General features: G+C 41.9%; 20 protein-coding genes. 15 read left to right on the top strand and 5 right to left on the bottom strand.

Annotation, left to right across the window (positions count from 1 at the left end; genetic code table 11):
• Window positions 1–12: 12 nt before the first annotated feature.
• Complete coding sequence (gene purD / locus A6J60_RS01805) at window positions 13–1,296, bottom strand: phosphoribosylamine--glycine ligase (protein ID WP_096064480.1); 1,284 nt, start codon at window positions 1,294–1,296, stop codon at window positions 13–15.
• A 309-nt stretch (window positions 1,297–1,605) separates the two neighbouring features.
• Here purD and A6J60_RS01800 point away from each other — a divergent pair, with 309 nt between their 5' ends.
• From A6J60_RS01800 to A6J60_RS01755, 10 genes are all read left to right on the top strand, one after another.
• Complete coding sequence (locus A6J60_RS01800) at window positions 1,606–1,812, top strand: DUF2905 domain-containing protein (RefSeq protein WP_096064479.1); 207 nt, start codon at window positions 1,606–1,608, stop codon at window positions 1,810–1,812.
• Between the two features lie 319 nt (window positions 1,813–2,131).
• On the top strand, window positions 2,132–2,887 hold the full coding sequence (locus A6J60_RS01795) for a methionine ABC transporter ATP-binding protein (protein ID WP_227526027.1): 756 nt from the start codon (window positions 2,132–2,134) through the stop codon (window positions 2,885–2,887).
• A gap of 3 nt (window positions 2,888–2,890) precedes the next feature.
• The gene (locus A6J60_RS01790) at window positions 2,891–3,574 is read left to right on the top strand and encodes a methionine ABC transporter permease (protein WP_096064477.1); all 684 of its coding nucleotides are present in this window, start codon (window positions 2,891–2,893) and stop codon (window positions 3,572–3,574) included.
• 202 nt (window positions 3,575–3,776) lie between these two features.
• Window positions 3,777–4,682: a MetQ/NlpA family ABC transporter substrate-binding protein gene (locus A6J60_RS01785; protein ID WP_096064476.1), complete on the top strand. Its 906-nt coding sequence runs from the start codon at window positions 3,777–3,779 to the stop codon at window positions 4,680–4,682.
• A gap of 352 nt (window positions 4,683–5,034) precedes the next feature.
• Window positions 5,035–5,940, top strand: a complete 906-nt coding sequence (locus A6J60_RS01780) for a hypothetical protein (RefSeq protein ID WP_096064475.1) — start codon at window positions 5,035–5,037, stop codon at window positions 5,938–5,940.
• Between the two features lie 280 nt (window positions 5,941–6,220).
• Window positions 6,221–7,375, top strand: a complete 1,155-nt coding sequence (serC, locus tag A6J60_RS01775; protein WP_096064474.1) for a 3-phosphoserine/phosphohydroxythreonine transaminase — start codon at window positions 6,221–6,223, stop codon at window positions 7,373–7,375.
• Between the two features lie 36 nt (window positions 7,376–7,411).
• On the top strand, window positions 7,412–9,274 hold the full coding sequence (locus A6J60_RS01770; protein ID WP_096064473.1) for an extracellular solute-binding protein: 1,863 nt from the start codon (window positions 7,412–7,414) through the stop codon (window positions 9,272–9,274).
• Window positions 9,275–9,424: 150 nt separating this feature from the next.
• Window positions 9,425–10,207, top strand: a complete 783-nt coding sequence (gloB, locus tag A6J60_RS01765; protein ID WP_096064472.1) for a hydroxyacylglutathione hydrolase — start codon at window positions 9,425–9,427, stop codon at window positions 10,205–10,207.
• Between the two features lie 27 nt (window positions 10,208–10,234).
• Window positions 10,235–11,302 (top strand): microcin C ABC transporter permease YejB, encoded by a 1,068-nt coding sequence (locus tag A6J60_RS01760; RefSeq protein ID WP_096064471.1) that lies wholly within the window; start codon window positions 10,235–10,237, stop codon window positions 11,300–11,302.
• A gap of 21 nt (window positions 11,303–11,323) precedes the next feature.
• Window positions 11,324–12,340, top strand: a complete 1,017-nt coding sequence (locus A6J60_RS01755; RefSeq protein ID WP_096066420.1) for an ABC transporter permease — start codon at window positions 11,324–11,326, stop codon at window positions 12,338–12,340.
• Window positions 12,341–12,523: 183 nt separating this feature from the next.
• Here A6J60_RS01755 and A6J60_RS01750 read toward each other — a convergent pair whose 3' ends face one another.
• Window positions 12,524–12,901 carry a hypothetical protein gene (locus A6J60_RS01750; protein WP_096064470.1) on the bottom strand — a complete coding sequence of 126 codons (378 nt, stop codon included), beginning with the start codon at window positions 12,899–12,901 and terminating at the stop codon, window positions 12,524–12,526.
• 494 nt (window positions 12,902–13,395) lie between these two features.
• On the opposite strand from A6J60_RS01750, the gene A6J60_RS01745 reads away from it, so the two are divergent.
• Window positions 13,396–14,061, top strand: coding sequence for an alpha/beta hydrolase (locus A6J60_RS01745; RefSeq protein ID WP_096064469.1), 666 nt, complete (start codon window positions 13,396–13,398; stop codon window positions 14,059–14,061).
• Between the two features lie 99 nt (window positions 14,062–14,160).
• Window positions 14,161–15,288 carry a cell division protein ZapE gene (gene zapE, locus A6J60_RS01740; RefSeq protein WP_096064468.1) on the top strand — a complete coding sequence of 376 codons (1,128 nt, stop codon included), beginning with the start codon at window positions 14,161–14,163 and terminating at the stop codon, window positions 15,286–15,288.
• A 164-nt stretch (window positions 15,289–15,452) separates the two neighbouring features.
• Here zapE and A6J60_RS01735 read toward each other — a convergent pair whose 3' ends face one another.
• Window positions 15,453–15,965, bottom strand: coding sequence for a hypothetical protein (locus A6J60_RS01735; protein ID WP_227526026.1), 513 nt, complete (start codon window positions 15,963–15,965; stop codon window positions 15,453–15,455).
• 419 nt (window positions 15,966–16,384) lie between these two features.
• Between A6J60_RS01735 and aceE the strand changes: the two genes are divergently transcribed.
• The 3 genes from aceE to A6J60_RS01720 all read left to right on the top strand — a co-directional run bounded on the left by aceE (window position 16,385) and on the right by A6J60_RS01720 (window position 22,281).
• Entirely contained in the window at window positions 16,385–19,168 is a 2,784-nt protein-coding gene (gene aceE, locus A6J60_RS01730) for a pyruvate dehydrogenase (acetyl-transferring), homodimeric type (protein ID WP_096064467.1), read from the top strand.
• 151 nt (window positions 19,169–19,319) lie between these two features.
• Window positions 19,320–21,041: a 2-oxo acid dehydrogenase subunit E2 gene (locus tag A6J60_RS01725; RefSeq protein WP_096064466.1), complete on the top strand. Its 1,722-nt coding sequence runs from the start codon at window positions 19,320–19,322 to the stop codon at window positions 21,039–21,041.
• Window positions 21,042–21,285: 244 nt separating this feature from the next.
• Complete coding sequence (locus A6J60_RS01720; RefSeq protein WP_096064465.1) at window positions 21,286–22,281, top strand: ion transporter; 996 nt, start codon at window positions 21,286–21,288, stop codon at window positions 22,279–22,281.
• Between the two features lie 174 nt (window positions 22,282–22,455).
• Here the strand turns inward: A6J60_RS01720 and A6J60_RS01715 are convergent, their stop codons facing one another.
• Both A6J60_RS01715 and A6J60_RS01710 read right to left on the bottom strand, forming a co-directional pair.
• Window positions 22,456–23,172: a TerD family protein gene (locus tag A6J60_RS01715; protein WP_096064464.1), complete on the bottom strand. Its 717-nt coding sequence runs from the start codon at window positions 23,170–23,172 to the stop codon at window positions 22,456–22,458.
• A gap of 118 nt (window positions 23,173–23,290) precedes the next feature.
• Window positions 23,291–24,373 carry a helix-turn-helix transcriptional regulator gene (locus tag A6J60_RS01710; protein ID WP_096064463.1) on the bottom strand — a complete coding sequence of 361 codons (1,083 nt, stop codon included), beginning with the start codon at window positions 24,371–24,373 and terminating at the stop codon, window positions 23,291–23,293.
• Between the last annotated feature and the right edge of the window lie 84 nt (window positions 24,374–24,457).

Genomic DNA, 24,457 nt, shown 5'->3' with positions numbered 1-24,457 from the left:
ACGCCCTACCAATTAACCACGATTTAAAGCGCGATAGCCGATATCACGACGATAATGTGCGCCGTCAAATTCTATCGCTGCAGTCGCTTGTAAAGCGGCTTGTTGCGCTTGTGCGATGTCATCACCTAGTGCAGTCACACAAAGAACACGACCGCCATTGGTAACTACGTGCTCACCGTCTTTCTTGGTACCAGCGTGGAATACTTTAATCGTGCTTTGATCTGAACCAAGCTCTGGCAGGCCAGTAATCATATCGCCTTTTGATGAGCTTTCAGGATAGCCTTTTGATGCCAATACAATACCCAAAGCTGCGCGGGTGTCCCAATCGGCTTGTGCTGGCAGGTTGCCTTCAACACCTTGTTGCACTAGTTTAACCAGTGAGGATTGTAAGCGCATCATGATAGGCTGAGTCTCTGGGTCACCAAAGCGGCAGTTAAATTCAATCACGTATGGGTCGTTATTATCATCAATCATAAGACCAGCGTACAAGAATCCAGTGTAAGGATGACCGGCTGCTTTCATCGCTTGAACAACAGGCTCGATAACACGGCTCATCACTTTCTGATGCACTTCATCGGTAACCACAGGGGCTGGTGAGTATGCGCCCATACCGCCAGTATTAGGACCAGTATCGCCTTCGCCAACACGTTTGTGGTCTTGGCTAGTCGCCATCGGTAAGATATTGTCGCCATCAATCATACAAATAAAGCTGGCTTCTTCGCCTTGTAAGAACTGCTCGATAACGACACGGCTGCCGGCATCGCCAAACTTATTATCGCCCAGCATATCTTCGATGGCTTCATGTGCTTGCTCAACGGTTTCGGCAACGATAACGCCTTTACCAGCAGCAAGACCATCTGCTTTGACAACGATCGGTGCGCCATGTTGATTGACATATTCTTTGGCAGGCTCAATTTCAGTAAAGCCAGCATAATGCGCGGTTGGAATATTGTTGGCTTGCATAAACTCTTTAGCAAAGGTTTTTGAGCCTTCAAGTTGAGCGCAATATTGGGTAGGGCCCCAGATGGCAATACCTGCATTACGGCAGTCATCGACTAAGCCGGCTACTAAAGGTGCTTCTGGGCCGACAATGACAAGCTCAACTTTGTTTTGCTGACAAAAGTCGATAACGGCATCGTGATTATTGGTATCTAGGTCGATATTTTCACATTTTGGCTCTAAAGCAGTACCTGCATTACCATTTGCGACATAGACGGTTGCCACATCAGCATCTTTTGCACATTGCCAAGCCAGTGCATGTTCACGACCGCCAGAACCAATCACTAAAATATTCATAGAAAACCCTTGTTCGCTTTATAATTGTGTATGTTAGTCAATCAATCAGTGTGTTATGGGATGTTGTTAAACGCTAAGCGTGCAACAAGCGCGGTCATTTTATCAAAATCTAGCAGGTTGGGGCAGGTTTGTTACGCTTTATTGCTAATAAAGGCTAAAACAGCTGTACTTTTACTGCTTAAAGAGTTGTTTTTCTAAAAAAATCAGCGCTAGTAGGGTATGATTAAAATATAAAAACACCCTAACTATCAATTTTTAAATACACTAGCGGCTATAACTAACTTACAACTAAATTGGAAACCTGACATTATGGGTAAAGTCTTTATCACTATAGGATTAATAGTCGTCGTTATCGGAGTCATATTAACCGTATTCCCGAATGCGCTGTCTTGGTTTGGAAAATTGCCCGGTGATATTCGTTATGAGTCTGGCAACACTCGCGTCTACTTTCCCATCGTTACCATGATTGTTGTCAGTATTGTGCTAAGTTTATTATTAAATATATTTCGTCGTTAATCGATAGTATCTTCTTCTGGGTATTAGAAAGTCAAAAGTATGACTCACCTTAAGCTTTTAAAACAGGCTAATTTAGGCTGTTAGCTAAGCCTAAATAGTGGGTTTTATATTAGCTATATTCTAAACAGCCGTTTGTATATTCAATAGTAGCATGACTTTATTTGCTATAAAGTGATGCGTGTCAAGACACTGTATGCTATATTACTGCGTTCTTTAAATTAGGTTTTTTCAATTTCGACTGTTGGAATCTAGCATTTTGAAATTGTCGCCGATTGATACAAATTAAGTTGCTGTAAATTTGACACTTAAGATGACTGCCATGAGCGATATGATTGTTTTAGAACAGGTATATAAAAAATTCCAAACCCAAAAAGATGGCAAACCGTATTGGTTTACAGCTGTTGAACCCATTTCGTTGTCTGTAAAACAGGGCGAGATTTTCGGGTTAATGGGGTACTCAGGGGCGGGTAAATCGACCTTATTACGCCTAATGAATTTACTTGAGCGTCCTGATGGCGGTACGGTCACCATTGATGGTGATGTGTTAACAGACATGAATCCCAAACAGCTGCGAGTCGCCCGTCATAACGTGGGTATGATTTTCCAGCAGTTTAATTTAATGTCAAACCGCACTGTGTTTGAGAATGTGGCGTTCAACCTAAAAGTCGCCGGTTATGACAAAGATAAGATTCATGACAGAGTCATGCAGTGTCTGCAAATTGTGGATCTGACAGACAGAGCGCATCATTATCCTGCGCAGCTGTCAGGCGGTCAAAAGCAGCGTGTTGGTATTGCTCGAGCTATTGCGCCTAATCCAAAAGTATTGCTTGCCGATGAGCCGACCAGTGCGCTTGACCCTGCGACCACTCGTACTTTATTGACCACATTAAAAGAAGTCAATGAAAAGCTTGGCGTGACTATTGTGATTGTTACCCATGAAATGAGTGTGATTCGTCGCATTTGTCACCGCGCCGCATTATTACACCAAGGACACTTATTAGAAGTGGCTGAAATTACTGATGGTCAAATTGTTGCAACCACTGAAATTGGCCGTGAATTGGTTCAGGAGGACTAGCAGATGTTAGCATTTTCATTTAGCGAAGCCTTTGAACGCTTTGTAGGATTACAAGATGAGTTTATTAGAGCCACTGGTGAAACATTCTTAATGATGGGTATCTCAACCACAGCTGCGATTATTATTGGTGGTGTGTTTGGGGTGTTCTTATTCTTATCGAGTGACAAACAGTTATTAGAAAACAAACCGTTATATGGGGTGTTAGGCGGTTTTACCAACTTTATGCGCGCTTTCCCGTTTGTGATATTGATGGTAGCGATGGGTCCGTTGACCAAAAGCATTATAGGTACCAGAATTGGTCCAGTTGCGGCGTCTTTTGTATTGGCTATTGCCGGCTCTTTTTACTTTGCACGCTTGGTAGAACAAAACTTACGTGAAGTGCCACGCGGCATCGTCGAAGCCAGTGAATCGATGGGCGCAAGTCCAGGCACTATCATTAAGGTGTTGCTCAATGAAGCAAGATCTGGCTTGGTACTATCAGTAACCATCTTATGTATTAGCTTGCTATCATTCTCTGCTGCTGCAGGCATGATTGGCGGCGGCGGACTGGGTGACGTTGCCATACGTTATGGTTATTATCGCAACCAGAACGATATTATGGTGTTTATTGTGATCATCTTGTCGATTATGGTGATTGCTATTCAAGCCATCGGCAATTGGTTAGCTGCGAAGTTAGACAAACGTTAAGCACTGTACCTATACCTAAAATTTGAGTTTAACGTTTTGATTTTAGAGTTTGGCTGTCATATTTAGTTTTAAGATGTTATTTGAAAATATTTTCTCTGCTTTTTTAGACCAATAGCGATTTAGTTTAAATAAATGATGTCGTTTGTTGATACTAAGAAAGTTCATTTAATTAATGATATTTTAGTAAAGTAAGGATGTATAAATGAACCTAGTTGATATTCGTAAACAGCTATTATCGGCCGTTGCAGTAGCCGGCGTTTCAGGCCTAGTATTGGTTGGTTGTAGCAACAACGCTGACCAAGACGCGGCAGCAGCAGGCGGTGATGATGCTGAGAAAAAGACCATCGTGATTGGTACCACAGAAGGTGATTTCGCTGATATGGTGCGTGACCAGGTTAAAGGTGAGCTTGAGTCGCAAGGCTACGAAGTAAAATTAACCACTTTCACAGATTACGTTGCACCAAACATTGCACTAGATGATGGCTCTCTTGATATCAACGTATTCCAGCATAAGCCTTACTTAGATACGTTCAAAGCAGAAAATAACCTTGATTTGGTTGAAGTATTCCAAGTACCAACCGCACCACTAGGCATCTACTCAGGTAAGAAAACATCACTAGAAGATGCTTATGAAGGCATGAAAGTATCTGCACCAAATGATCCAAGTAACTTTGCTCGTGCGCTAGTCATGATGAATGACTTGGGCTGGATTACATTGAAAGACAATGTCGATCCATTAAAAGCGTCTAAAGATGACATCGCAAGCAACCCAATGAATATTGACATCGTTGAGCTAGAAGCCGCTCAGTTACCACGTGCACGTGATGATGTTGATTTTGCAGTCATTAACGGTAACTATGCGACTGATGCTGGTATTAAGCTAACTGACGCGCTATATCAAGAAAAAAGCTTCGCTTACGTGAACTGGTCAGCGGTTAAGACTGAGAATAAAGACGCTAAATGGGTGAAAGACGTTGAAGCGGCTTATAACTCACCAAGCTTCAAGACTTATGCACACGAAACTTTCCCAGGCTACAAATATCCTAAGATTTGGGGTGAAGAGCAAGAAGGCGAAGCTGAAACAACTGGTGAGAATGCACCTCAGTAATCAATTGTCTTGAGCCATTGACTTGCTCATTGGTATTGGTCATGATAGATATTGACTGATGCGCAATGAGCACACAATGAATAGCTGATAAGCAATAAATCTCATAACCTAGCTACTAACTTTAGTCAGCTAGGTTTTTTGTTTTTGATGGCGTTGTTAATTTAACAGGGTTTATTTAATACGTCAGGTTTAAGACTTAAGCTTTTGAATACAATATGGCTTTTTAATGTAATAGCGATCGAGATATTGGCGTAATTTTGCTACACTGCTACAGATAGTTAGAAAGTCGTCGTCTGACATTTAATTGTCCTCATTTATTCAGCAATCTGATTTTATAAGTGTTCTTATTATTGTGATTAATAGTAATCAAACTGCTCAATCTGCTTCGAAGCCAGCTTCGAATAATCGTTTGGCACATCCTGTGACCCAACCTGAATCGGCTGTGTCTGAATCGGTTGCATCTGAAATTCAAGCAATGGCCGTACAGCAACGACAGATATTGGCATTGATGGGCGTTGATGTTTGGGTATCACAGCAGCGTCAAGTACAGGCGGTTGATTATGATCAGTACGTCCAATTACATACTCAGCTGCGTGATGCCAAGCAATCAAATCAAGTAGTTACTGGTTTGCCGCAAATTAATCAGCAAGCAGAACTGGCTACAGAGCATGCAAGCAGTCAGTCTCAAAATGGCCTGTCTCATACAATGGGTAGCGACCAGACCCAAAACACAGAGCAAGCACCTGTTAATAGGACCCTTGATTCTGGGCTGCAAGATCAACAAACACCTGAGCAAATTGTTGAACGCTTAACATCAATGACTGATGTCACTGAAGTTGCTGACGATAGTGCGGATATTGATGAACTTGTGCAGACCCCAAGTGTGCCTGTTGCACCGTTTGAAGTAGTGGCCGCTCACTATCATGGATGGGTGCTGCTGGTTGATACCAGTGCCTTTAATGATGAGCGCTGCTTTAACTTATGGCAAAATATATTGCAGGCACTGTCATTAACCCCTGATGTACAAAACTTCCCAATCTGCGCAGAGATTAGTGACCAAGAAAACGCCAATGCTTGCCTAGCAGGGTTTATATTCAGAGTGGCTCAAAGTATTGATGTTAATGTGGTTGCCTTAACGCCTATGCCTGAAGGTACGATGCATGACAAGGTGGTGCGTGCACCTTATTTGACTGAAATGCTAGCGGATGGGAAATGCAAAAAGCAACTGTGGGATATGATAGCGCCTAAGTTGGTTTAAGCACCTTTTTTTAAGCGCCTTTTTTTATAGTAAGTTTTAATGGGTTTGACTATACTTAAGAGCTTATACTTAATCACTTATACTTAATCACTTATACTTAAGTACTCAAAAATTAAATACTTAACACTTAGCTATTCAAAGCGTTACATTGCTAAGCGTTAAGTTCCATGAGTTAAAGATTTAATCAATCGTTCGATGTGTTGCTGCATGTATATTGACTTATGCATGTTAACTTAAATAATCTGTTCAATAATTTGAGCTTTTTTTTAGTAGGAATATTATGACTGACTCTCAATCCACAACCGCTGCTAATCAAGTAGAAAACAACCAACCACATCGCCTACATAACTTTTGTGCAGGACCAGCGTCTTTATCGACAGATGTGTTATTAAAAGCGCAAGCTGAAATGCTAGATTGGCATGGTAAAGGCGTCTCAGTGATGGAGATGAGTCACCGTAGCAAAGACTATGTTGAGGTCGCCCAAAAGGCAGAGCAAAGTCTACGCCGCTTGATGAATATACCGGACAATTACAAAGTATTATTTTTACAAGGTGGCGCCACACTTCAGTTTTCAGCCATTCCGCTAAACCTACTAGATGATGGTCAGCAGCAAGGTGTTGCTGATTATTTAACCACAGGGGCTTGGTCGACTAAGGCGGTTAAAGAAGCCAAACGTTATGCCGACTTAGGTTTGGGTCAAATCAATGAAGTGGCATCGAGTAAGGCAAACAATTTCGTCACTGTACCGCCAACCAGTGAGTGGCAGCTGTCAGAGAAGGCTCAGTACTTCCATTACTGCGCCAATGAAACCATTCATGGGGTACAGATCTTTGAGCCGCCACAAGTAGACGCGCCATTAGTGGCAGATATGTCTTCTTGCATTTTATCTGAGCCAGTTGATGTGTCTAAGTTTGGCTTGATTTATGCCGGCGCGCAAAAGAATATCGGCCCAGCTGGTCTGGTCATTGTTATTGTACGTGAAGACTTAATTGGTAAAGCAAGCGCTTGGTGTCCAAGCCTGATGGACTATGCCAACCAAGCCAATAAAGACTCTATGCTTAACACGCCAGCTACTTACTCATGGTATCTTGCCGGCTTAGTCTTTGAATGGATTGAAGCGCAAGGCGGTCTTGAAGCGATGGCGAAGATAAACCGTCAAAAAGCAGAGCTACTGTATCAAACCATAGACAGCACCGACTTTTATCACAACAATGTCGATCCTGACTATCGCTCAATCATGAATGTACCATTTACGCTAAAAGATGACAGCTTAGATGCACAGTTTTTAGCAGAGGCTGAAAAAGCAGGCTTACTAAATCTAAAAGGTCACCGTGATGTGGGTGGTATGCGTGCCAGTATTTATAATGCGGTTAGCTTAGAATCTGTACAAGCGTTATGTGACTTTATGATTCAGTTTGCCAAGCAGCATAGCTAATCCTACTCAATGATAGCAGGCAGGTGACAGGTGGTTATGAAAAGACGCAACCCTAAAGGCACAGCAGTGATTGGCTTTAAAGCGATCGCTGCGCTGTTGATAACCACTGCCGCCTCAGTGATACCAACAGCGATGGCAGATCCTGTCACTGTCTCGGCGTTGGGTCACAACACCAAAGCCGCTTACACCTCTGCGCCTTATATGCCTTATGCCAATCCCAATGCGCCTAAGGGTGGTGTGCTGTCACAGTCAGCCATCGGTACGTTTAACAGTGCCAATATGTGGATGACCACTGGAATAGCCATGCGTGGTACAGAGTATTTATACGATACCTTGATGACCGGCTCATTAGATGAGTCGTTTGTGATGTATCCGCAATTGGCAGAAAAAGTGACTTACGATCCAGAGGATACCAGCTGGATTATCTATCACATCAACCCCAAAGCAAAGTTTTGGGATGGGTCAGCAGTGACTGCAGAGGATGTTGAAGCCACTTACGATGCTTATTTGAATAAAGGCTTGATGCAAGTGCGCAGCTACTTGTCAGCCATTGAATCTATTGAGGTTATCGATACGCATCGGGTTAAGTTTCATTTTGCGTCAGCTGATAATAAGGAGATTCTGCTCACTGTTGCTCAGTTTCCAATCTTTAAAAAGGCCTCAGTTGAGAAGGAGTTTGAGACCTTAAGTCTTAAGCCTATGATGGGCAGTGGTCCGTATCAATTAGACCATGTTGAGCAGGGTCGCAGCGTGACCTATCGACGCGACCCTAACTATTGGGGTCAACAGGTGATGGCCAATAAAGGACGATTTAATTTCGATTATATTAAATATGTCTATTATGGCAGTGATGAAGTCGCACTCGAAGGCTTTAAAGTAGGACAGTATCACTTCCGTCAAGAAAGCTCAGCACGTAAGTGGGCGACTGCCTACAACTTTCCTGCTGTTAAAGCGGGTTTAATCAAAAAAGAGAGTATCAGCAGTCATAATCCGGTGATGATGCAAGCCTTGGTAATGAATTTACGAAAGCCTTTGTTCGCTGATATTCGAGTCCGACAAGCATTAACCGATGCCTTTGACTTTGAGTTAATGAATAAAACCTTATTCTATGATCAATATGAGCGTTTAGAAAGCTACTTTCATGGTTCAGAGTTAGCCGCAACGGGTGAGCCCAGCGAGCGAGAAAAGCAAATGATGGCCCCCTTGCTTGATCAACTTGATCCGGTGCAAAAAAAATATGCGTTATCAGAATGGCAGCTACCAAAATCGGATGGTAAAGGCTACCCCCGTGAAGCGCTATTACAAGCGCGTGAAAAGCTGTTAGAGGCTGGTTTTTATTATCAAAATATGAAGCTATATCAGCCCAATGGTAAGCCTGCTAAGCTTGAAATTTTAATTGCCGATGACAAGATTACTCGGGTGTTGTTACCTTATGTGCGTAATTTAAAAAAACTAGGCTTTGATGCCTCCATTCGTCAAGTTGACAGTCCCCAGTATTTAGAACGCTTGCGTCGGTTTGATTATGACATGATTATCGGCGGGTTCCCGCAAGGCTTATCGCCGGGCGCTGAGCAAAGTTATATGTGGGGTAGTCAGGCAGCGGATGAAGTCGGTAACCAAAACTACAGTGGTATTAAAAATGAAGCAATCGATGAGGTCATTAACAAGCTGATATTAGCAGAAGATCGTGAACAGATTGTGCTATATAGTAAGGTGCTTGACCGTCTGTTACGAGCCGGGTTTTATATGGTACCTATGTATGGTACTTCGAATACACGAGTGGTGTACTGGGACAAATATCGCCATGTCGACAAGCTACCAGATAATGGCGTCGGGTTAGATTACTGGTGGGTAGATGGTGAAGCAGAGTCTAAAGTAAACCGATATCTTAAGCACTAAAGAGCAGTAACACCAGCATCTTGCCCTTTATATATAGATAATATGCGTAATAAAGCATTAATTTTAAGCAGCACATAAGCACTATATAAGCATCATATAAGTAAAGAACACTTAAATTCACATGACATTTATAAGTCAATAGGAAATCACATGAGCCTTACAATTACAGCGATTCCAGCATTTACGGATAACTATATTTGGGCACTGATTAATGAAAAAAACAAACAAGCGATTGTTGTTGATCCAGGTCAGGCAGCACCAGTGGCTGAATATTTGCAGGAGCATGATTTTGAGCTGACCGCTATTTGGATTACTCATCATCACAATGACCATGTGGGCGGCGTGTCTGAGTTACGCGAGCTGTATCCTATGACTCATGTGGTTGCCAGCTCAGAGCATGGAGTAGAGCCTGATCAAACCGTTATCGATGGTAGCTCGGTAAGAGCATGGGGATATGGCGCTCAGGTTTGGGCAGTGCCAGGTCATACCAAGTCACACTTAGCTTATATCTTTGACAATAACGAAGATATCAAACATGTCTTTTGTGGTGATACACTGTTTAGTGCGGGTTGTGGCCGAGTATTTACCGGCACAATGGAGCAGTTATACAACAGTTTAAAACGCTTTAGTAAGCTGCCTGATGAGACCTTATTTTACCCAGCCCATGAATATACAGCTTCTAACTTAAAGTTTGGTTTGGCTATTGAGCCTGACAATCAATACATGCAGCAAACCTTGCTTGAAGTCGAGCAAGTCACCGCACAAGGCCGACCGTCGTTACCTGTCACTTTGGCGCATGAAAAGCAGGTCAATGTGTTCTTACGCACCGATGAGGACAGTGTGATTGATGGGGTGAAAGCAAAAGTAGAGCTATCGGATACTAAGCCATTGACCGTATTTACCGCATTAAGACAGTTAAAAGATAACTTTTAATCGCATTCTCTATCAAGGACTGAGGCTATGGGCCGTTATATTTTAAAACGCATATTGCTTATCATTCCTACTTTGTTCTTGATTTTGTTGACCAATTTTGTATTGGTACAAGCTGCACCAGGCGGTCCGGTAGAGCAGCAAATTGCACAGATAGAGCAAGCTCAAGTCAAAGGAGAGGCGGCAGGGGCAAGCATGGGTCAGGGCGTGATGTCAGATGGCGGTTATCGCGGCTCACGCGGCTTAACCGATGAGATGGTTGAAGCGATTAAAGCGCAATATGGCTTTGATAAACCTGCACCTGAACGCTTTTGGTTAATGCTAAAAAGCTATGCGCAGTTAGACTTTGGTGAGTCATTTTTCAAAGGTAAGCCGGTGACTGAGCTTATCGTGGAAAAGTTGCCGGTCTCGATCTCCTTAGGTCTTTGGAGTACCTTGCTTATTTATTCGATAGCCATACCTTTGGGTATCTTTAAGGCCATGCGTAATGGCACCGGCATTGACCGAGTAACCGCTGTGATGCTCGCTGTGGGTCATGCCGTACCGGTATTTGTGTTTGGTGTTATTTTACTGGTGTTATTTGCTGGCGGTAGTTATTGGCAAATATTTCCGCTACAAGGCTTGGTGTCAGAGAACTTTGATCAATTAAGCACACTGGGGAAAGTTAAAGATTACTTTTGGCACTTGGCGCTGCCACTTTTGGCCAGTACCATCGGAGGTTTTGCAGGTCTGACTTATTTGACTAAGTTTAGCTTTATGGAAGAGCTATCAAAGCAATACGTATTAACTGCACGTGCCAAAGGGCTATCTAACAATCAGGTGCTGTATGGTCATGTGTTTCGTAATGCGATGCTGATTATCATTGCTGGCGTGCCGGCGGCCATTGTTGGTATCTTTTTTACCGGTAACTTTTTAATTGAAATTATCTTTAAACTTGATGGTTTAGGGTTGTTGGGCTTTGAAGCCATTGTACAAAGAGACTATCCGGTTATCTTTGGCACGTTGTTTATTTTCACCTTAGTGGGGCTTTTATTACAGTTAATCAGTGATATTAGCTATCACTTGATAGACCCTCGTATTGACTTTGAGGGGCGCTAAGTGAAGCAATCAACCAAATTTATGCGCTTAAATCCCATTTGGCAAGCCAGAGTCAATCGCTTTAAACAAAACAGGCTAGGGGTGATGGCTTTAATCGCCTTTTGTTTTATATTTGTGCTGTGCATGGGCGCTAACTTTGTCGCTAATGATAAGCCGCTGCTAGTACGTTACGATGGTGAATTGTATTTCCCAATCGTCAAAGCCTATCCAGAAACTGCCTTTGGTGGGGTGTTCGAGACGGAAGCTGACTATAAAGATCCTGCGGTAAAAGCGATGATTAATGAATCTGGCTTTATGGTGATGCCGCCGATTGAGTTTGCTGATCAGACGCCCAGTGTTGAGATTGCCATGCCTTATTCGGCACCGCCTAATTCAAGTAATTGGTTAGGCACTGATGATACGGGTCGTGATGTGTTGGCGCGTATTTTGTATGGTTTACGCATCTCACTGTTATTTGGATTGGCATTAACTTTGGCCGGCTCACTCATTGGGATTGTAATTGGAGCGCTGCAAGGCTATTTTGGCGGTTGGCTTGATTTGATTGGTCAGCGTTTTATGGAAGTGTGGGCCGGTTTACCACAGCTGTTTATGATTATTATTTTGGTGAGTTTATTTAGTCCTAGCGTGTGGGTGCTGTTTGCACTCATGTTGCTGTTCGGTTGGATGAGTTTGGTCGGGCTGGTACGTGCAGAGTTTTTGCGTGCCCGTAACTTTGATTATGTGCGTGCTGCGCGCAATCTTGGGGTATCAGACAGTCGAATTATGCTGCGTCATATCTTACCTAATGCGCTGGCATCTAGCTTATCTCAGTTGCCATTTATTCTGACGGCCAATATTATTGCGCTAACCTCGCTTGATTTCTTGGGCTATGGTCTGCCGCCAGGTTCGCCCTCTTTGGGTGAGCTGATGAACCAAGGTAAGAATAATCTGGATGCACCTTGGTTGGCGTTATCGGCATTCTTTAGTTTAACTGTGGTGTTATCGTTGTTAATCTTTATTGGTGAAGCGCTGCGTGATGCTTTTGATCCAAGGCGTTAATTTATTGTAGGGTCTTATTGTATAGTGCCGGGTTATCACTCAGTTTATTTTAAGCAGCTGTTAATGTTTATATGCTGCGCTAATATAACTAAAGACTTATCGCTAAGATAAAATAGCATTCAAAAAAATAACAGCGTATCTGATGAGACACGCTGTTATTTATTTAAACTAAGCTGAAATTAATTACTGGCAACGGAAGCTGATTTCGTACTCATAATCATCATCACGTGACAGATCTGGCTTGCCAGTACCGAACACCGCACCGGCGATAGATCCGACTTGATCAACCATACGACCAGTACGCTCATCAAACACACCGTTATATTTTAAATCGTCATCAACAACGATGGCTTGGCGCATACCACAGGTTTTTTTAGCACTGTCTAATGCTTTTTGCTGTGCTTCAACTTTGGTTTTACCAACGCCAGTGGTTTCATAAGTTGAGTCAGCGCGTTGAATAACAGGTGACGTCGGTGTTGATTGACACGCAGTTAAACCGACTGTGGCTAATAGTAACAGTCCCATGGTTGTTAATTTGTGAGAAGATTTAAAGGTTGTCATTGATACTCTCCGTTGTTTTAAATATTAGTAAATACGATTTATATCAGCATATAAGGTTAGTGCAGTTATAGTTAGTGTAATAAGTATATAGGCTGACACTGTCTGCAATCGTGCATATTATAAATGATTGGTGTAGAAGTTGTTACTTAACTATTACCTTAACCTTAACAGAGGTGTCTAAGTCTTGATATTCACCGATAATCGCTAATAACAATTGGTTGCATATTCTCACACAACCTCCAAAAATCAAGTTTTTCTTAACAGAGGGTAACCCATGTTAAGTCCTGATTTTGCTAGTATATGGGTTTTGCAAGTACGCCTTAGACACTAGTGTTCGCTATTGAGTGACTGAATGGGTTAATTAACTAATTCATAAATAAATAAAAAAGTTATACAACGTGATCATAATTGATAGGTGCTAAACCCGTTTACAAAAGTATTTTTCATAAACAACTTTCACATAAACTATTATTGGATAACTGTAAGATATTACTATGAAAATGAAAACAGAAAAATTATTAATCGATGGTCCTGCGGGAAAATTAGAAGTTGAAGCGCTTTGGCAGAATGAAGATCCTACCGATCCGAATACCAAAGGCGTGGCGCTGATTTGTCATCCCAATCCCTTGTATGATGGCACCATGAATAATAAAGTTGTGACCACTTTGTTTAACTTCGCCCGTGATGAGGGTATGCATGCGGTGCGCTTTAACTTCCGTGGTGCTGGCAAGTCGACTGGTGAGCATGACTATGCCAAAGGTGAAATTGAAGATGCGATGGCAGTGCTACAATGGATTAGCCATAAAACACCGGCAAGAAAGTTGTGGCTAGGTGGTTTTTCTTTTGGCGGCTATATCACTGCTCGAGTCGCTGAACAGGTGATGGTCACTCCGCATATTTGGGGCCTGGAGGATATGGAGTTGGTTAAAGTAGTACTGATGGCACCTTCGGTTGAAAATAATGATGCCTCGGATGTGATGCTACCGACCAACAAAACCATTCAGATTCATGGTGATGAAGATAATGTCATTAAGCCGAGCAGTATGCAGCAGTTTGCTGAATCAAAACAAATTCCTTTTTATATCGTAGAAGGTGCTGGCCATTTCTTCCATGGTCGTTTAACAGAAATTAAGTCTTTACTTGAGCAACATGCCATTTAAAATAGAGGTTATATTTTTATTATTGTCAGAAAGTTTTTTACTAAACGTTTATTACTATCGGAAGTTTATTATTACTATAATCAAGAGTGCTGATAACCTATGAATAAAACACCTTTACAACGCTACGAAGCGGCGATAGCCACTGATGAGTTCAATCATGATCCCATTCAACACAAAGCCATGGAGTATCTTGATCAGGTATATCATCAGCTTGTAGAAGGTAAGCAAGAGAAAAAAGGCTTGTTTGGCTTCTTTAAGGCCGATCCTAAGCCGCCAAAAGGCCTATATATGTGGGGTGGTGTCGGGCGTGGTAAAACGTGGATGATGGATATGTTCTTTGAATCTATCCCACTTGAGCGCAAGATGCGCATGCACTTTCACCACTTTATGCAGCGTGTGCACAAAGAGTTAAATAAATTGCAAGGCAGTAGTGATCCGTTAGAGAAAGTAGCGGATATTATTCATAGCGAAGCGGTTTTAATCTGCTTCGATGAGTTCTTCGTCTCTAACGTCTCGGATGCCATGATTTTAGGTGATTTATTCACCATGCTGTTCAAGCGAGGCATTACCTTAGTGGCCACTTCAAACATTGAGCCTTCTGGCTTATACAAAGATGGACTGCATAGAGACAGATTCATGCCAGCCATCGCTGAGCTTGAAAAGCACACCACAGTGATGAATATTGACTCAGGTATTGATTATCGCTTGCGCTTATTGCAACAGGCTGAGCTGTATAAATATCCATTAACCAAAGAGAACAGTCACTGGTTGGCCAACCGCTTTACGTCGTTAGCCAGCAACCAAAAAATAAGCCAAGAGCCTATTGAGATTAATGGACGTCAAATCAAAATTAATGCACGTACCAAGACTGTTCTGTACTGTGACTTCCGTCAGTTATGCATGGAGCCTAGATCGGCAGTAGACTTTATCGAAATTGCTAATAACTTTAGTACGGTATTAGTCGATAACGTTCCTGAGTTATCAGATGTATTACGTGACCCGACACGCCGCTTTATTTACTTGGTTGATGAGTTTTATGACAGACGCGTGAAGCTGTTGATTCGAGCCGAGCAGAGTATTTTAGAGTTGTATCAGGGTGAAAAGCTGGCGTTCGAGATTGAGCGCACCCGCTCGCGTCTACTTGAAATGCAGTCTGAGGATTACCTAAAGCTTGAGCATAAATTAGATACTAATGGCTCAAGTAACGCCGATAGCACCGAGGTGTAGTCATTTACTGAGTATCAATTTAACGCTTGTAGCATTTAAAATCTGTACATTTCAAAGTTTGTACATTTCAAAGTTTGTACATTTCAAAGTTTGTACATTTTAAAGTTTGATAATTAACGTGTAAAAAAGGCCTATCAGTTATTCTGATAAGCCTTTTTTATTTATTAATTCACAATGGTATTAAATGCCACTTTGACAGATTTGTGAGCCGGAATATATTTGATGTTCCAACGCAAGGATTTGTATTCTGAAAAGGGGACATCGACCATCTTGCCGTCACTGACCCGTCTTAATGGAATATCTTGGTAATTATAGTAATCAGTAGAACCTTGCGCACTTGGCGGGTAGGCCTCACCAGTAAATTCGGTATTCGCCGGAATGGGCAGGGTAATGGTCGTATTTTGGATAGGCGCATCTAACGTATTGTTATAAGTGGCTTTGTACTGAATAAGCGTACCAACCTTAGCCGTTCTAACCGGAATATAAACACGATTGCCATCAGCGTCAGTCACTACTTTGCTGGAGGTTAGGCTCATTTTTAAGGCATCATGAGCGTCCGCAGGTGCGGGTGACAAGCATAACATGCCTAAAGCACAGCCGATAAATACAGGTAGTGAGCCTTTTTGTAATAAAGGTGTGTTAATGAATGAAATGGGTTTTGAGTCAACTACGATCAAGATAAACTCCTTTATGATTCTTATTAATCTGATGATTAACAAGGGTCTAATACCAATACACTCAAATTTGTTAGGGTGTGTGTCGCTCTTGGAGCAGTTGTTATAACAACACAACTTTAAAACAACCTAATTCTATTACAATATTAATTGTAAAGCGAGATTAGTCATCAATTATCGTAACAGGTTCCACCATTTAATAGCTAAATACCATTATTAAAACCATTTCTTATAAAAGATAGGTAACACTAGTAAATATAGGTATACTAACTATCAAATACTACAAGTGTTAACTGATTATAAAGCATCTAGTGTTGATGCTATGATAAGTTTATTTTTACAAGTATAAAAAAGTTTGTTTCATTTTAAACCAAAAGCTTAACTATTTATAAGCTTAAAAAACACACCAAAGGGTAATAACTATGAAATACTATAACGATGCCGATCACACAGAAACAAAGGAATGGCTTGATGCCTTTGAATCAGTGATTAAGCATGCGGATAAAGATCGTGCAAGATTTTTGCTAAAAACATTGTATGATATGGCGGTACAAGAAGGATTGCCTTTTAACCGCCTAGACACCGCTTATATTAATACTATCCCTGTAGAAGATGAGCCTACTTACCCAGGTGATCTAACTATTGAGCGTAAAATTAGAGCATTAATTCGCTATAATGCTTTAGCGATGGTAATGCGTGCAAACCAAAATGATGACGAATTAGGTGGCCACTTGGCCTCTTTTGCATCTAGTGCAACGCTTTATGAAACTGGTTTCAACCATTTTTTCCGCGCAGCCAGTGATCACTTCGGTGGTGACATGATCTATTACCAAGGTCACTCAGCACCAGGTATCTATGCCCGATCATTCCTAGAGGGTCGTTTGACCGAAGAGCAACTTGATAACTATCGCCGTGAAGTTGGTGGTAAAGGTTTATCAAGCTATCCACATCCATATTTGATGCCAGACTATTGGCAGTTCCCAACTGTATCTATGGGCTTAGGTCCAATCATGTCAATTTATCATGGTCATATCCATAAGTACTTGGTAAACCGTGGTCTAATGAAAGACGAAGATCGTAAAATCTGGGCATTCCTAGGTGACGGTGAAACAGATGAGCCAGAAAGCTTAGGTGCTATTTCACTTGCTGGTCGTGAGAAACTAGACAACCTAATTTGGGTTGTTAACTGTAACTTACAGCGCTTAGATGGCCCGGTTCGTGGTAACGGAAAAATTATTCAAGAACTTGAATCTGTATTCCGCGGTGCTGGTTGGCGTGTAATTAAAGTTATCTGGGGTGGTCGCTGGGATACTTTACTTGCTAAAGACCATTCAGGTGCATTGAAAAAACGCATGCATGAAACGGTTGACGGTGAGTATCAGCTATATGAAGCCCGTGATGGTGCCTTTAGCCGTAAAGAATTCTTCGGTAAATATCCTGAACTTGCTGAAATGGCAGATGAGTTAACTGATGATGATATCCTTCACTTAAACCGTGGTGGTCATGACCCAATCAAAGTCTATGCTGCCTTTAGTGAAGCGATGAAGACCAAAGGTCAGCCAACGGTTGTGTTGGTTAAAACAGTTAAAGGCTACGGTCTATCGACCCAAGCGCAAGCGGTGAATAAAGCGCACCAAATCAAAAAACTAGACAAAGAAGGTCTGGTATATTTCCGTGATCGTTTTGACCTACCTTTCTCAGATGAAGAGTTAGACAACCTACCATTCTATCGCCCAGACGAAAATTCACCAGAAATGAAATATCTGCGTGGTCGTCGTGAAGCATTAGGTGGTCATCTGCCGAACCGTCGCAGTGGACATATTCCGCTGAGTATTCCTGATCTATCTATCTTTGATCGTGTATTGCAGGGCAGTGGTGGTAAAGAACAGTCGACCACTATGGTCTTTGTACGTATCTTAGCTGCGATGTTGAAGAACAAAGACATTCAAGATCGCGTGGTGCCTATCGTACCTGATGAAGCGCGTACCTTTGGTCTTGAAGGTATGTTCCGTCAGCTAGGTATTTACTCTTCTGTTGGTCAGAAATATACCCCAGAAGATGGTGATGCGTTAATGGGCTATAAAGAAGCCCAAGATGGTCACATGCTACAAGAAGGTATTAACGAAGCAGGTGCAATGAGTGCTTGGATTGCTTTAGCAACCAGTTACTCAGTAAACGCCTTGCCAATGATTCCAGTGTATATCTTTTACTCAATGTTTGGTTTCCAACGTGTTGGTGACTTAGCTTGGGCAGCGGGCGATTGTCAAGCACAAGGCTTCTTATTAGGTGGTACCGCAGGTCGTACAACTCTAAACGGTGAAGGTCTACAGCACCAAGATGGCCATTCACATATCCTATTTGGCACTGTGCCAAACTGTGTCAGCTATGACCCATGCTATGGCTATGAGCTTGCGGTGATTATGCATGATGGTCTACGCCGTATGTATGGTGAAGGCGAGCGCGTTTATTACTACATCACAGTAATGAATGAAAACTATGAACATCCAGCGATGCCTGAAGGTGCAGAAGAAGGTATTAAGCGTGGTATGTATCTGTTAGAAGATAACAGTGATAAGCAAGCCAGCGCACATGTTCAGCTATTAGGTTCTGGTGTGATCTTACGTGAAGTACGTCGTGCTGCTAAAATCTTACTTGAAGAGTTTAATATCAGCGCTAACGTATGGAGTGTTACCAGCTTTAACGAGCTAACTCGTGATGGTATGGCTTGTGATGACTTCAACCGCTTACACCCAATGGAAGAAGAAAAAGTGCCATGGATTACTGAACAGTTGGCTAAACACGAAGGTATCGTGGTTGCTGCAACAGACTATATGCGCAACTTTGCAGAACAAATTCGTGGTTGGTTACCAGACAACCGTCCTTACACCACCTTAGGTACTGATGGATTTGGTCGTTCTGACAGTCGTGAGCAATTACGTAACTTCTTCCATGTAAATGCTGAGCATATTGTTGTTGCTACTTTGAAACGTCTTGCTGACGAAGGTGAAGTAGAAATGCGCTTGGTTAAAGATGCCATTGTAAGCTTAGGTATTGATACAGAGCAGCCGCCTGCATGGCAGCCACAGCCACAATTTGACCATTTCCCAGATGCTCCAGCACCTGATAATGTGAATCCAAATCCAGTGCCTGAGTTGCAAGAGGAAGAGGAAGACATTAAAGATGAAGCGCAGTCAGACAAAAAATAGTAGTGACTGACTAAATAAGGTCATAGGTTGGCTTGATATGGAGTAAATGAATTGAACTCGTTATCCATCGTAGTTAAGAATAACGGTCGAGCCAACCTTGATATAAAAACAAACGCTTTTAATCGAATAAAAACACATGCTGGAGAACAAAATGCAAATTAAAGCCCCTGATCTAGGAGTAGACAGCGCTGAGGTAAGTGAGATTTTAGTCAGTGTCGGTGACGTAATTACCGAAGACGACAATCTTGTTTTATTAGAGTCTGATAAAGCCGCGGTTGAAGTGCCAAGCTCAGCCAAAGGTAAGGTCACCAAAATTTCAGTTTCTGTTGGTGATACTGTTTCTGAAGGGACAGTATTGATTGAGCTTGAAGCTGATGATGCATCTGACGCAGATACAAGTTCGGATACAAGTTCTGATGCAGGCTCAGAAGCCGATAAAGACACAAAACAACAAGCGCAACAACAAGCGTCAGCGAAAGATGCTGATACTTCTGAACCAACAAGCATCCAAGATGAATCAAAATCTTCTGAGCAGGTGAGCAGCTCACAAACCTACTCGTTACCTGATTTAGGTGTCGATGAAGCCATGATTGCTGAAATTATGGTCAGTGTCGGTGATAGCGTAGATGCTGATCAATCTATCTTATTGGTTGAGTCGGATAAAGCGTCGGTTGAAGTGCCATCGCCTGTGGCAGGTACGATTGAAGAAATCTTGGTTAGCACCGGTGATACCATTGCTAATGGTCAAGATTATATTGTCATCAAAAGCACTCAAGCAGCTGCTGGCACTACCGACACTGCAGCTGCTGATGAAGCGCCTGCCAAAACAGAGTCTAAAGAGCAAGCTGACAAGCAAAATACAGCTGAGCCTAAAAAGCAAGCAGCACCAGCTCAAAAGACTCAGCAATCACAGAATAAACTGTCTGAATCTGAGGTTAATGCCAAATTAACCGATGTTTATGCAGGTCCGGCAGTGCGTAAGCTGGCACGTCAGCTTGGTGTCGATATCACACAAGTATCTGGCTCAGCCATTAATGACCGCATCGTTAAAGAAGATTTATTTGACTTTGTTAAGACACAGCTCAAAGAACAGCCTAAAGCTGCAGCAGCTGGATCAGTTGCTGGCGGTTCTGGCTTACCAAGCTTACCAGATATGAGTAATGCTGATATCTGGGGTGAGATTGAGACTCAAGATCTTAGCCGCTTGCAGAAGGTATCTATACCTCAATTGAACTACAACACCTATCTGCCGCAAGTGACTCAGTTTGATCTATCAGATATCACTGAAACTGAAAAACTGCGCGGTGAGCTAAAAGGTGAGTTCAAAGCACAGGGTATTGGTCTAACCATTCTTGCCTTTATCGTTAAAGCAACCGCGTATGCGTTAACGCAGCATCCTAAGTTTAACAGCCATTTAAGTGATGACAACACACAGATCATCATTAGAAAAACGGTTAACATGGGTATTGCTGTTGCTACCGATGATGGTCTAATTGTACCTGTTATTAAGAATGTACAAGACAAAGGCATTAAGCAGATTGCCATTGAAATTGGTGAGTTGGCTGCGAAAGCTCGTGACAAGAAATTGGGTGCTAAAGATTTACAAGGCGCAAGCTTCACTATCTCAAGCCAAGGCAACCTAGGTGGTACTTACTTTACGCCTCTGGTTAATTGGCCACAAGTGGGTATCTTAGGTATATCAGAAGCGACGATGCAACCACGTTGGAATGCACAAAAACAAAGCTTTGAGCCAAGACTGATGCTGCCATTATCGTTGTCTTATGATCACCGAGTTATTAATGGTGCTGATGCAGCAGTATTTACGCGTTATATCGCAAAACTGTTAGCAGATCCAAGACGTATCTTGCTATAAGCTGATTTTTTACTGCTATAGGCTGATACTGTACGTTGGCGTATTTATCTGCAGTTTTGTTGTAATCAATGATAAATAACTATTAACAAAAAAAGCGATTTAACGAAGCCTTTGATCACAATTGTGGTCAAAGGCTTTTTTTGTCGTGCTGATTTAAGTGATAAACATATGTTTAGGTTATAGTATAACGACAAACTGTCCTCTATAATATCGGCTTATTTGATAACAAGATTGTAAATCCAATATGATTAGAAACCAACTTTACCAACAGCTGCGCAGTAAAACATTCGATATTATTGAAAACGATAAATATCAAACGCCGTTAAGCAAATTCGTCGATAAGTTTTTAATTATACTCATTTTGCTAAATGTATCAGCGGTGATAGCTGAATCAGTTGATCGCTTGTATTTTCCTAATCAGCATTTATTTAATGCATTTGAAAACTTTTCAATTATTATCTTTACCGCTGAATATCTGCTTAGGGTTTGGGCTATTGTCGAACGTGATAAGTTCATAAATCCAGATATGCCGAACTGGAAAAGACGATGGAATTGGATTAAGAGTCCTGGAGCAATCATTGATATTATTTCAATTCTACCGGCATTCATGAATTACTTTGTGACTGTCGATTTACGCTTCTTAAGGGTATTAAGGTTATTTAGGCTGCTTAAGTTGACCCGTTATTTTGCGGCGATGCGTATTTTGTTAATCGTATTACATAAAGAAAAAGAGTCGTTCAAAGCGGTTGTTTTTATTTTAGTCATTATGATAGTGACCGCAGCCAGTGGTATTTATGTGGTTGAAAACCAAGCACAACCTGAAGTATTTGAGTCAATTCCAAAGTCGATGTGGTGGGCGGTAGTAACCTTAACCACGGTAGGCTATGGTGACGTTATTCCAGTGACCAATTTAGGTAAGTTCTTGGGTGCTGTCATGACTATCTTAGGGGTTGGTTTAGCGGCACTGCCTGCTGGTATTTTGGCATCAGGTTTAGCGTCTGAGCTTGAGCAAAGACGAGAGCTACTTGAGCAGCGCTTCCGTGAATTGCTGCTTGAAGATGAGCACATTGATCTATTAAAAGACAAGTATAAGGTCGATAAAATCCGCCGTGAGCTTGGGTTAAATAAGGAGCAGGCTCAAGAGGTGATTTTGCAGTTATTGCGTGAACACGAATACGAGCAAAAGCTTTCTGAGCTCGATAAGAAAAACTTCTGTCCGCATTGTGGTGAGCATCTGTAGTGAGTTAAATCAGCTGTATTTGTTACAAATAGTATTAACGAAAAAAGGCGTGTGCTTGTTAAGCAGACACCTTTTTTAAATAAATTTTTTATAACAGTTTTGAATATAAAGAATCTCTAGGTTTTATATTAAGCTAAAAATAAGTTACTCAATCACTATTAGATTTCAATACGCTTAGGCGTAAATACGACCAAGCTCCCGTTGAACTTCTTGAGTCATTTTTTCGATATTAGGACTGCCTAATACCAAATCTTTAATGGTCAGTCGCCATTCACCCAATTCACGACTTAATATAGCGATACACACTGCTGAGTTTTCGTGAGACAGTAGGGTCAAATCTGAGGTATATACTTCATTACCTTCATCATCACTGATATAGATATTGCCGCGTTCTACTTGGCGAATCGGAAGATTATAGTATGACGATAATAGCAGGGCGACATGGGTCACAGACTCTGGTAAACGGGATAAACGCAGCTCAATGGTTTCCATATCGACATTGCGATCCATCTGTGCCGCTGCGCCACGGTCTTTACCATTAAGACTATCGCCCTGATGGCGAATGGCTTCTGAGTTGTCACGCAACTGCTTAAACCAAACCGTATCGACCAGTTCTAATTTATCGTCAAACAGCAAGCACGACAAATCCATATCTAAAGTCTGAGTGTTGCCTTTGATGCGATTGATAAGCCCTTTTTTTGATACTTTGGTGTATTGGAAGTTTAAGCCAAACAACAAGGTACTGCCTTGGATGGGTAGCTCGCTTAATAGGTTAGACTGAGGCAATTGGCCATCGCTTGTATTAACAGGGGCTTGGCTATCCGTTTGATCGTTGCTGTTGGCAGCCTGTTTGTTGTCATTACCTGCAGTATTGTTATGATTTAAGCTCAAAAGAAACTCCTAATATATGATCAATCGTGTCATGTCGTTATAGGATTGACAGTATATTGATATTGTCTGCTGTAATCTATGTGTAAATTATAAACCTTTTGCCTCAAGTACTAAGTGACTAAGGGAATTCAGGATCATCTTGATGCACAGCAGTTGCTAAAATTTCAGGCTCAATAGAAATCAGTTGATTACCAAAGCCGCGTAACCACCATACCAACTGAGAGGTCAGGTTTATGGTTGCTGTAATGGTTTGGGTGTCATTTTCTGGGTCGCTGACAACTACCTGATCTTCACTTAAGCGGCTTTCAATTAAACTGATCCCAGCGTTACCTTTAAATACTAATTTAACTTTGGTGTTTTTGCCATGATCAGGTAAGTCTTTAAATAAGTAATGTGCAAAGCCCATACCGCCAGAGTCTAAATAATTGGTCAGGTTAAAGCCTTCTGGTATTTGTGATTCAGTCTCTTCGACAGTGACCGAGCTAAAGCGGTGCAGGGCAAAGATGCGTATAATTTGTTCAGGGTCATCAATTTTAGTGGCCAGTAAGTAGATGACGACACCGCGCTGAATAATGGCGATTGGGTTTAATTGATAGTCGCCGGGGGTGTCTTTATTACGCGAAGTATATTTGGCACTGATTTGTAAGTTTTTGAAGATGGCTTGATAGATAGCATCTTGGCAATCTCGACAAATCTTAGGAGCAATAAGAGGTTGAGTGGCGGGTTCAATACGCACCCGATCGAGCCAATTATAGCTCACCTTACTATTCCGCAGATGCTGTCTCGCTAAATCAAACCAGGGTCTTAGCTCATCTAATATAGCAGGCGGTAACAGTTGTACCAAATTGGCTTCAACCATACTAAAGGCAATGGCCTGAGACAAATTCAGATGCGGTAGACTTTGCACTGGTGCATCGTCACGCCAACGCCATCCTTGTGGATTGGCATTGTTCTTTTCAATAGGGAAGCGTTTTGCCAGCGCATTAAGATCGCGTTGAATGGTGCGTAAGCTGACTTCAAAACCTGCCAGCATTAATTGCTCATGTAGATGCTGAGTACCACGCCAGCTGCCGCGTTCAAGTAAGCTTAGTAGCTCCCATTGTCTTGCGGTTGTCGCTGTTTTATTGCTAGCGTTGTCATTTTGATCTGCTGCTTGGCTATCTGGTTCACGGTTTTGCGTCCAGCGTTGGTTGTTGGCCATCGTGTTACCCTCAACGTGTTTTTACTTATTCGAATTAATATACGCTTGCTTTAATATACTCTATTTCTAAAATGGGTGTTATCT

The organism is Psychrobacter sp. FDAARGOS_221 (assembly GCF_002313155.2).
Taxonomy (GTDB): domain Bacteria; phylum Pseudomonadota; class Gammaproteobacteria; order Pseudomonadales; family Moraxellaceae; genus Psychrobacter.
This window is presented reverse-complemented; position numbering and strand designations above follow the sequence as displayed.

Excerpts from the sequence above, each read along its gene's own strand:
- A6J60_RS01750 (WP_096064470.1), bottom strand. The coding sequence starts at position 12,901 with ATGACAACCTTTAAATCTTCTCACAAATTAACAACCATGGGACTGTTA.
- purD (WP_096064480.1), bottom strand. The coding sequence starts at position 1,296 with ATGAATATTTTAGTGATTGGTTCTGGCGGTCGTGAACATGCACTGGCT.
- A6J60_RS01725 (WP_096064466.1), top strand. The coding sequence starts at position 19,320 with ATGCAAATTAAAGCCCCTGATCTAGGAGTAGACAGCGCTGAGGTAAGT.
- A6J60_RS01745 (WP_096064469.1), top strand. The coding sequence starts at position 13,396 with ATGAAAATGAAAACAGAAAAATTATTAATCGATGGTCCTGCGGGAAAA.
- A6J60_RS01720 (WP_096064465.1), top strand. The coding sequence starts at position 21,286 with ATGATTAGAAACCAACTTTACCAACAGCTGCGCAGTAAAACATTCGAT.
- A6J60_RS01790 (WP_096064477.1), top strand. The coding sequence starts at position 2,891 with ATGTTAGCATTTTCATTTAGCGAAGCCTTTGAACGCTTTGTAGGATTA.
- zapE (WP_096064468.1), top strand. The coding sequence starts at position 14,161 with ATGAATAAAACACCTTTACAACGCTACGAAGCGGCGATAGCCACTGAT.
- A6J60_RS01755 (WP_096066420.1), top strand. The coding sequence starts at position 11,324 with ATGCGCTTAAATCCCATTTGGCAAGCCAGAGTCAATCGCTTTAAACAA.
- A6J60_RS01760 (WP_096064471.1), top strand. The coding sequence starts at position 10,235 with ATGGGCCGTTATATTTTAAAACGCATATTGCTTATCATTCCTACTTTG.
- A6J60_RS01770 (WP_096064473.1), top strand. The coding sequence starts at position 7,412 with ATGAAAAGACGCAACCCTAAAGGCACAGCAGTGATTGGCTTTAAAGCG.
- A6J60_RS01800 (WP_096064479.1), top strand. The coding sequence starts at position 1,606 with ATGGGTAAAGTCTTTATCACTATAGGATTAATAGTCGTCGTTATCGGA.
- A6J60_RS01785 (WP_096064476.1), top strand. The coding sequence starts at position 3,777 with ATGAACCTAGTTGATATTCGTAAACAGCTATTATCGGCCGTTGCAGTA.
- aceE (WP_096064467.1), top strand. The coding sequence starts at position 16,385 with ATGAAATACTATAACGATGCCGATCACACAGAAACAAAGGAATGGCTT.
- gloB (WP_096064472.1), top strand. The coding sequence starts at position 9,425 with ATGAGCCTTACAATTACAGCGATTCCAGCATTTACGGATAACTATATT.
- A6J60_RS01795 (WP_227526027.1), top strand. The coding sequence starts at position 2,132 with ATGAGCGATATGATTGTTTTAGAACAGGTATATAAAAAATTCCAAACC.
- A6J60_RS01710 (WP_096064463.1), bottom strand. The coding sequence starts at position 24,373 with ATGGCCAACAACCAACGCTGGACGCAAAACCGTGAACCAGATAGCCAA.
- serC (WP_096064474.1), top strand. The coding sequence starts at position 6,221 with ATGACTGACTCTCAATCCACAACCGCTGCTAATCAAGTAGAAAACAAC.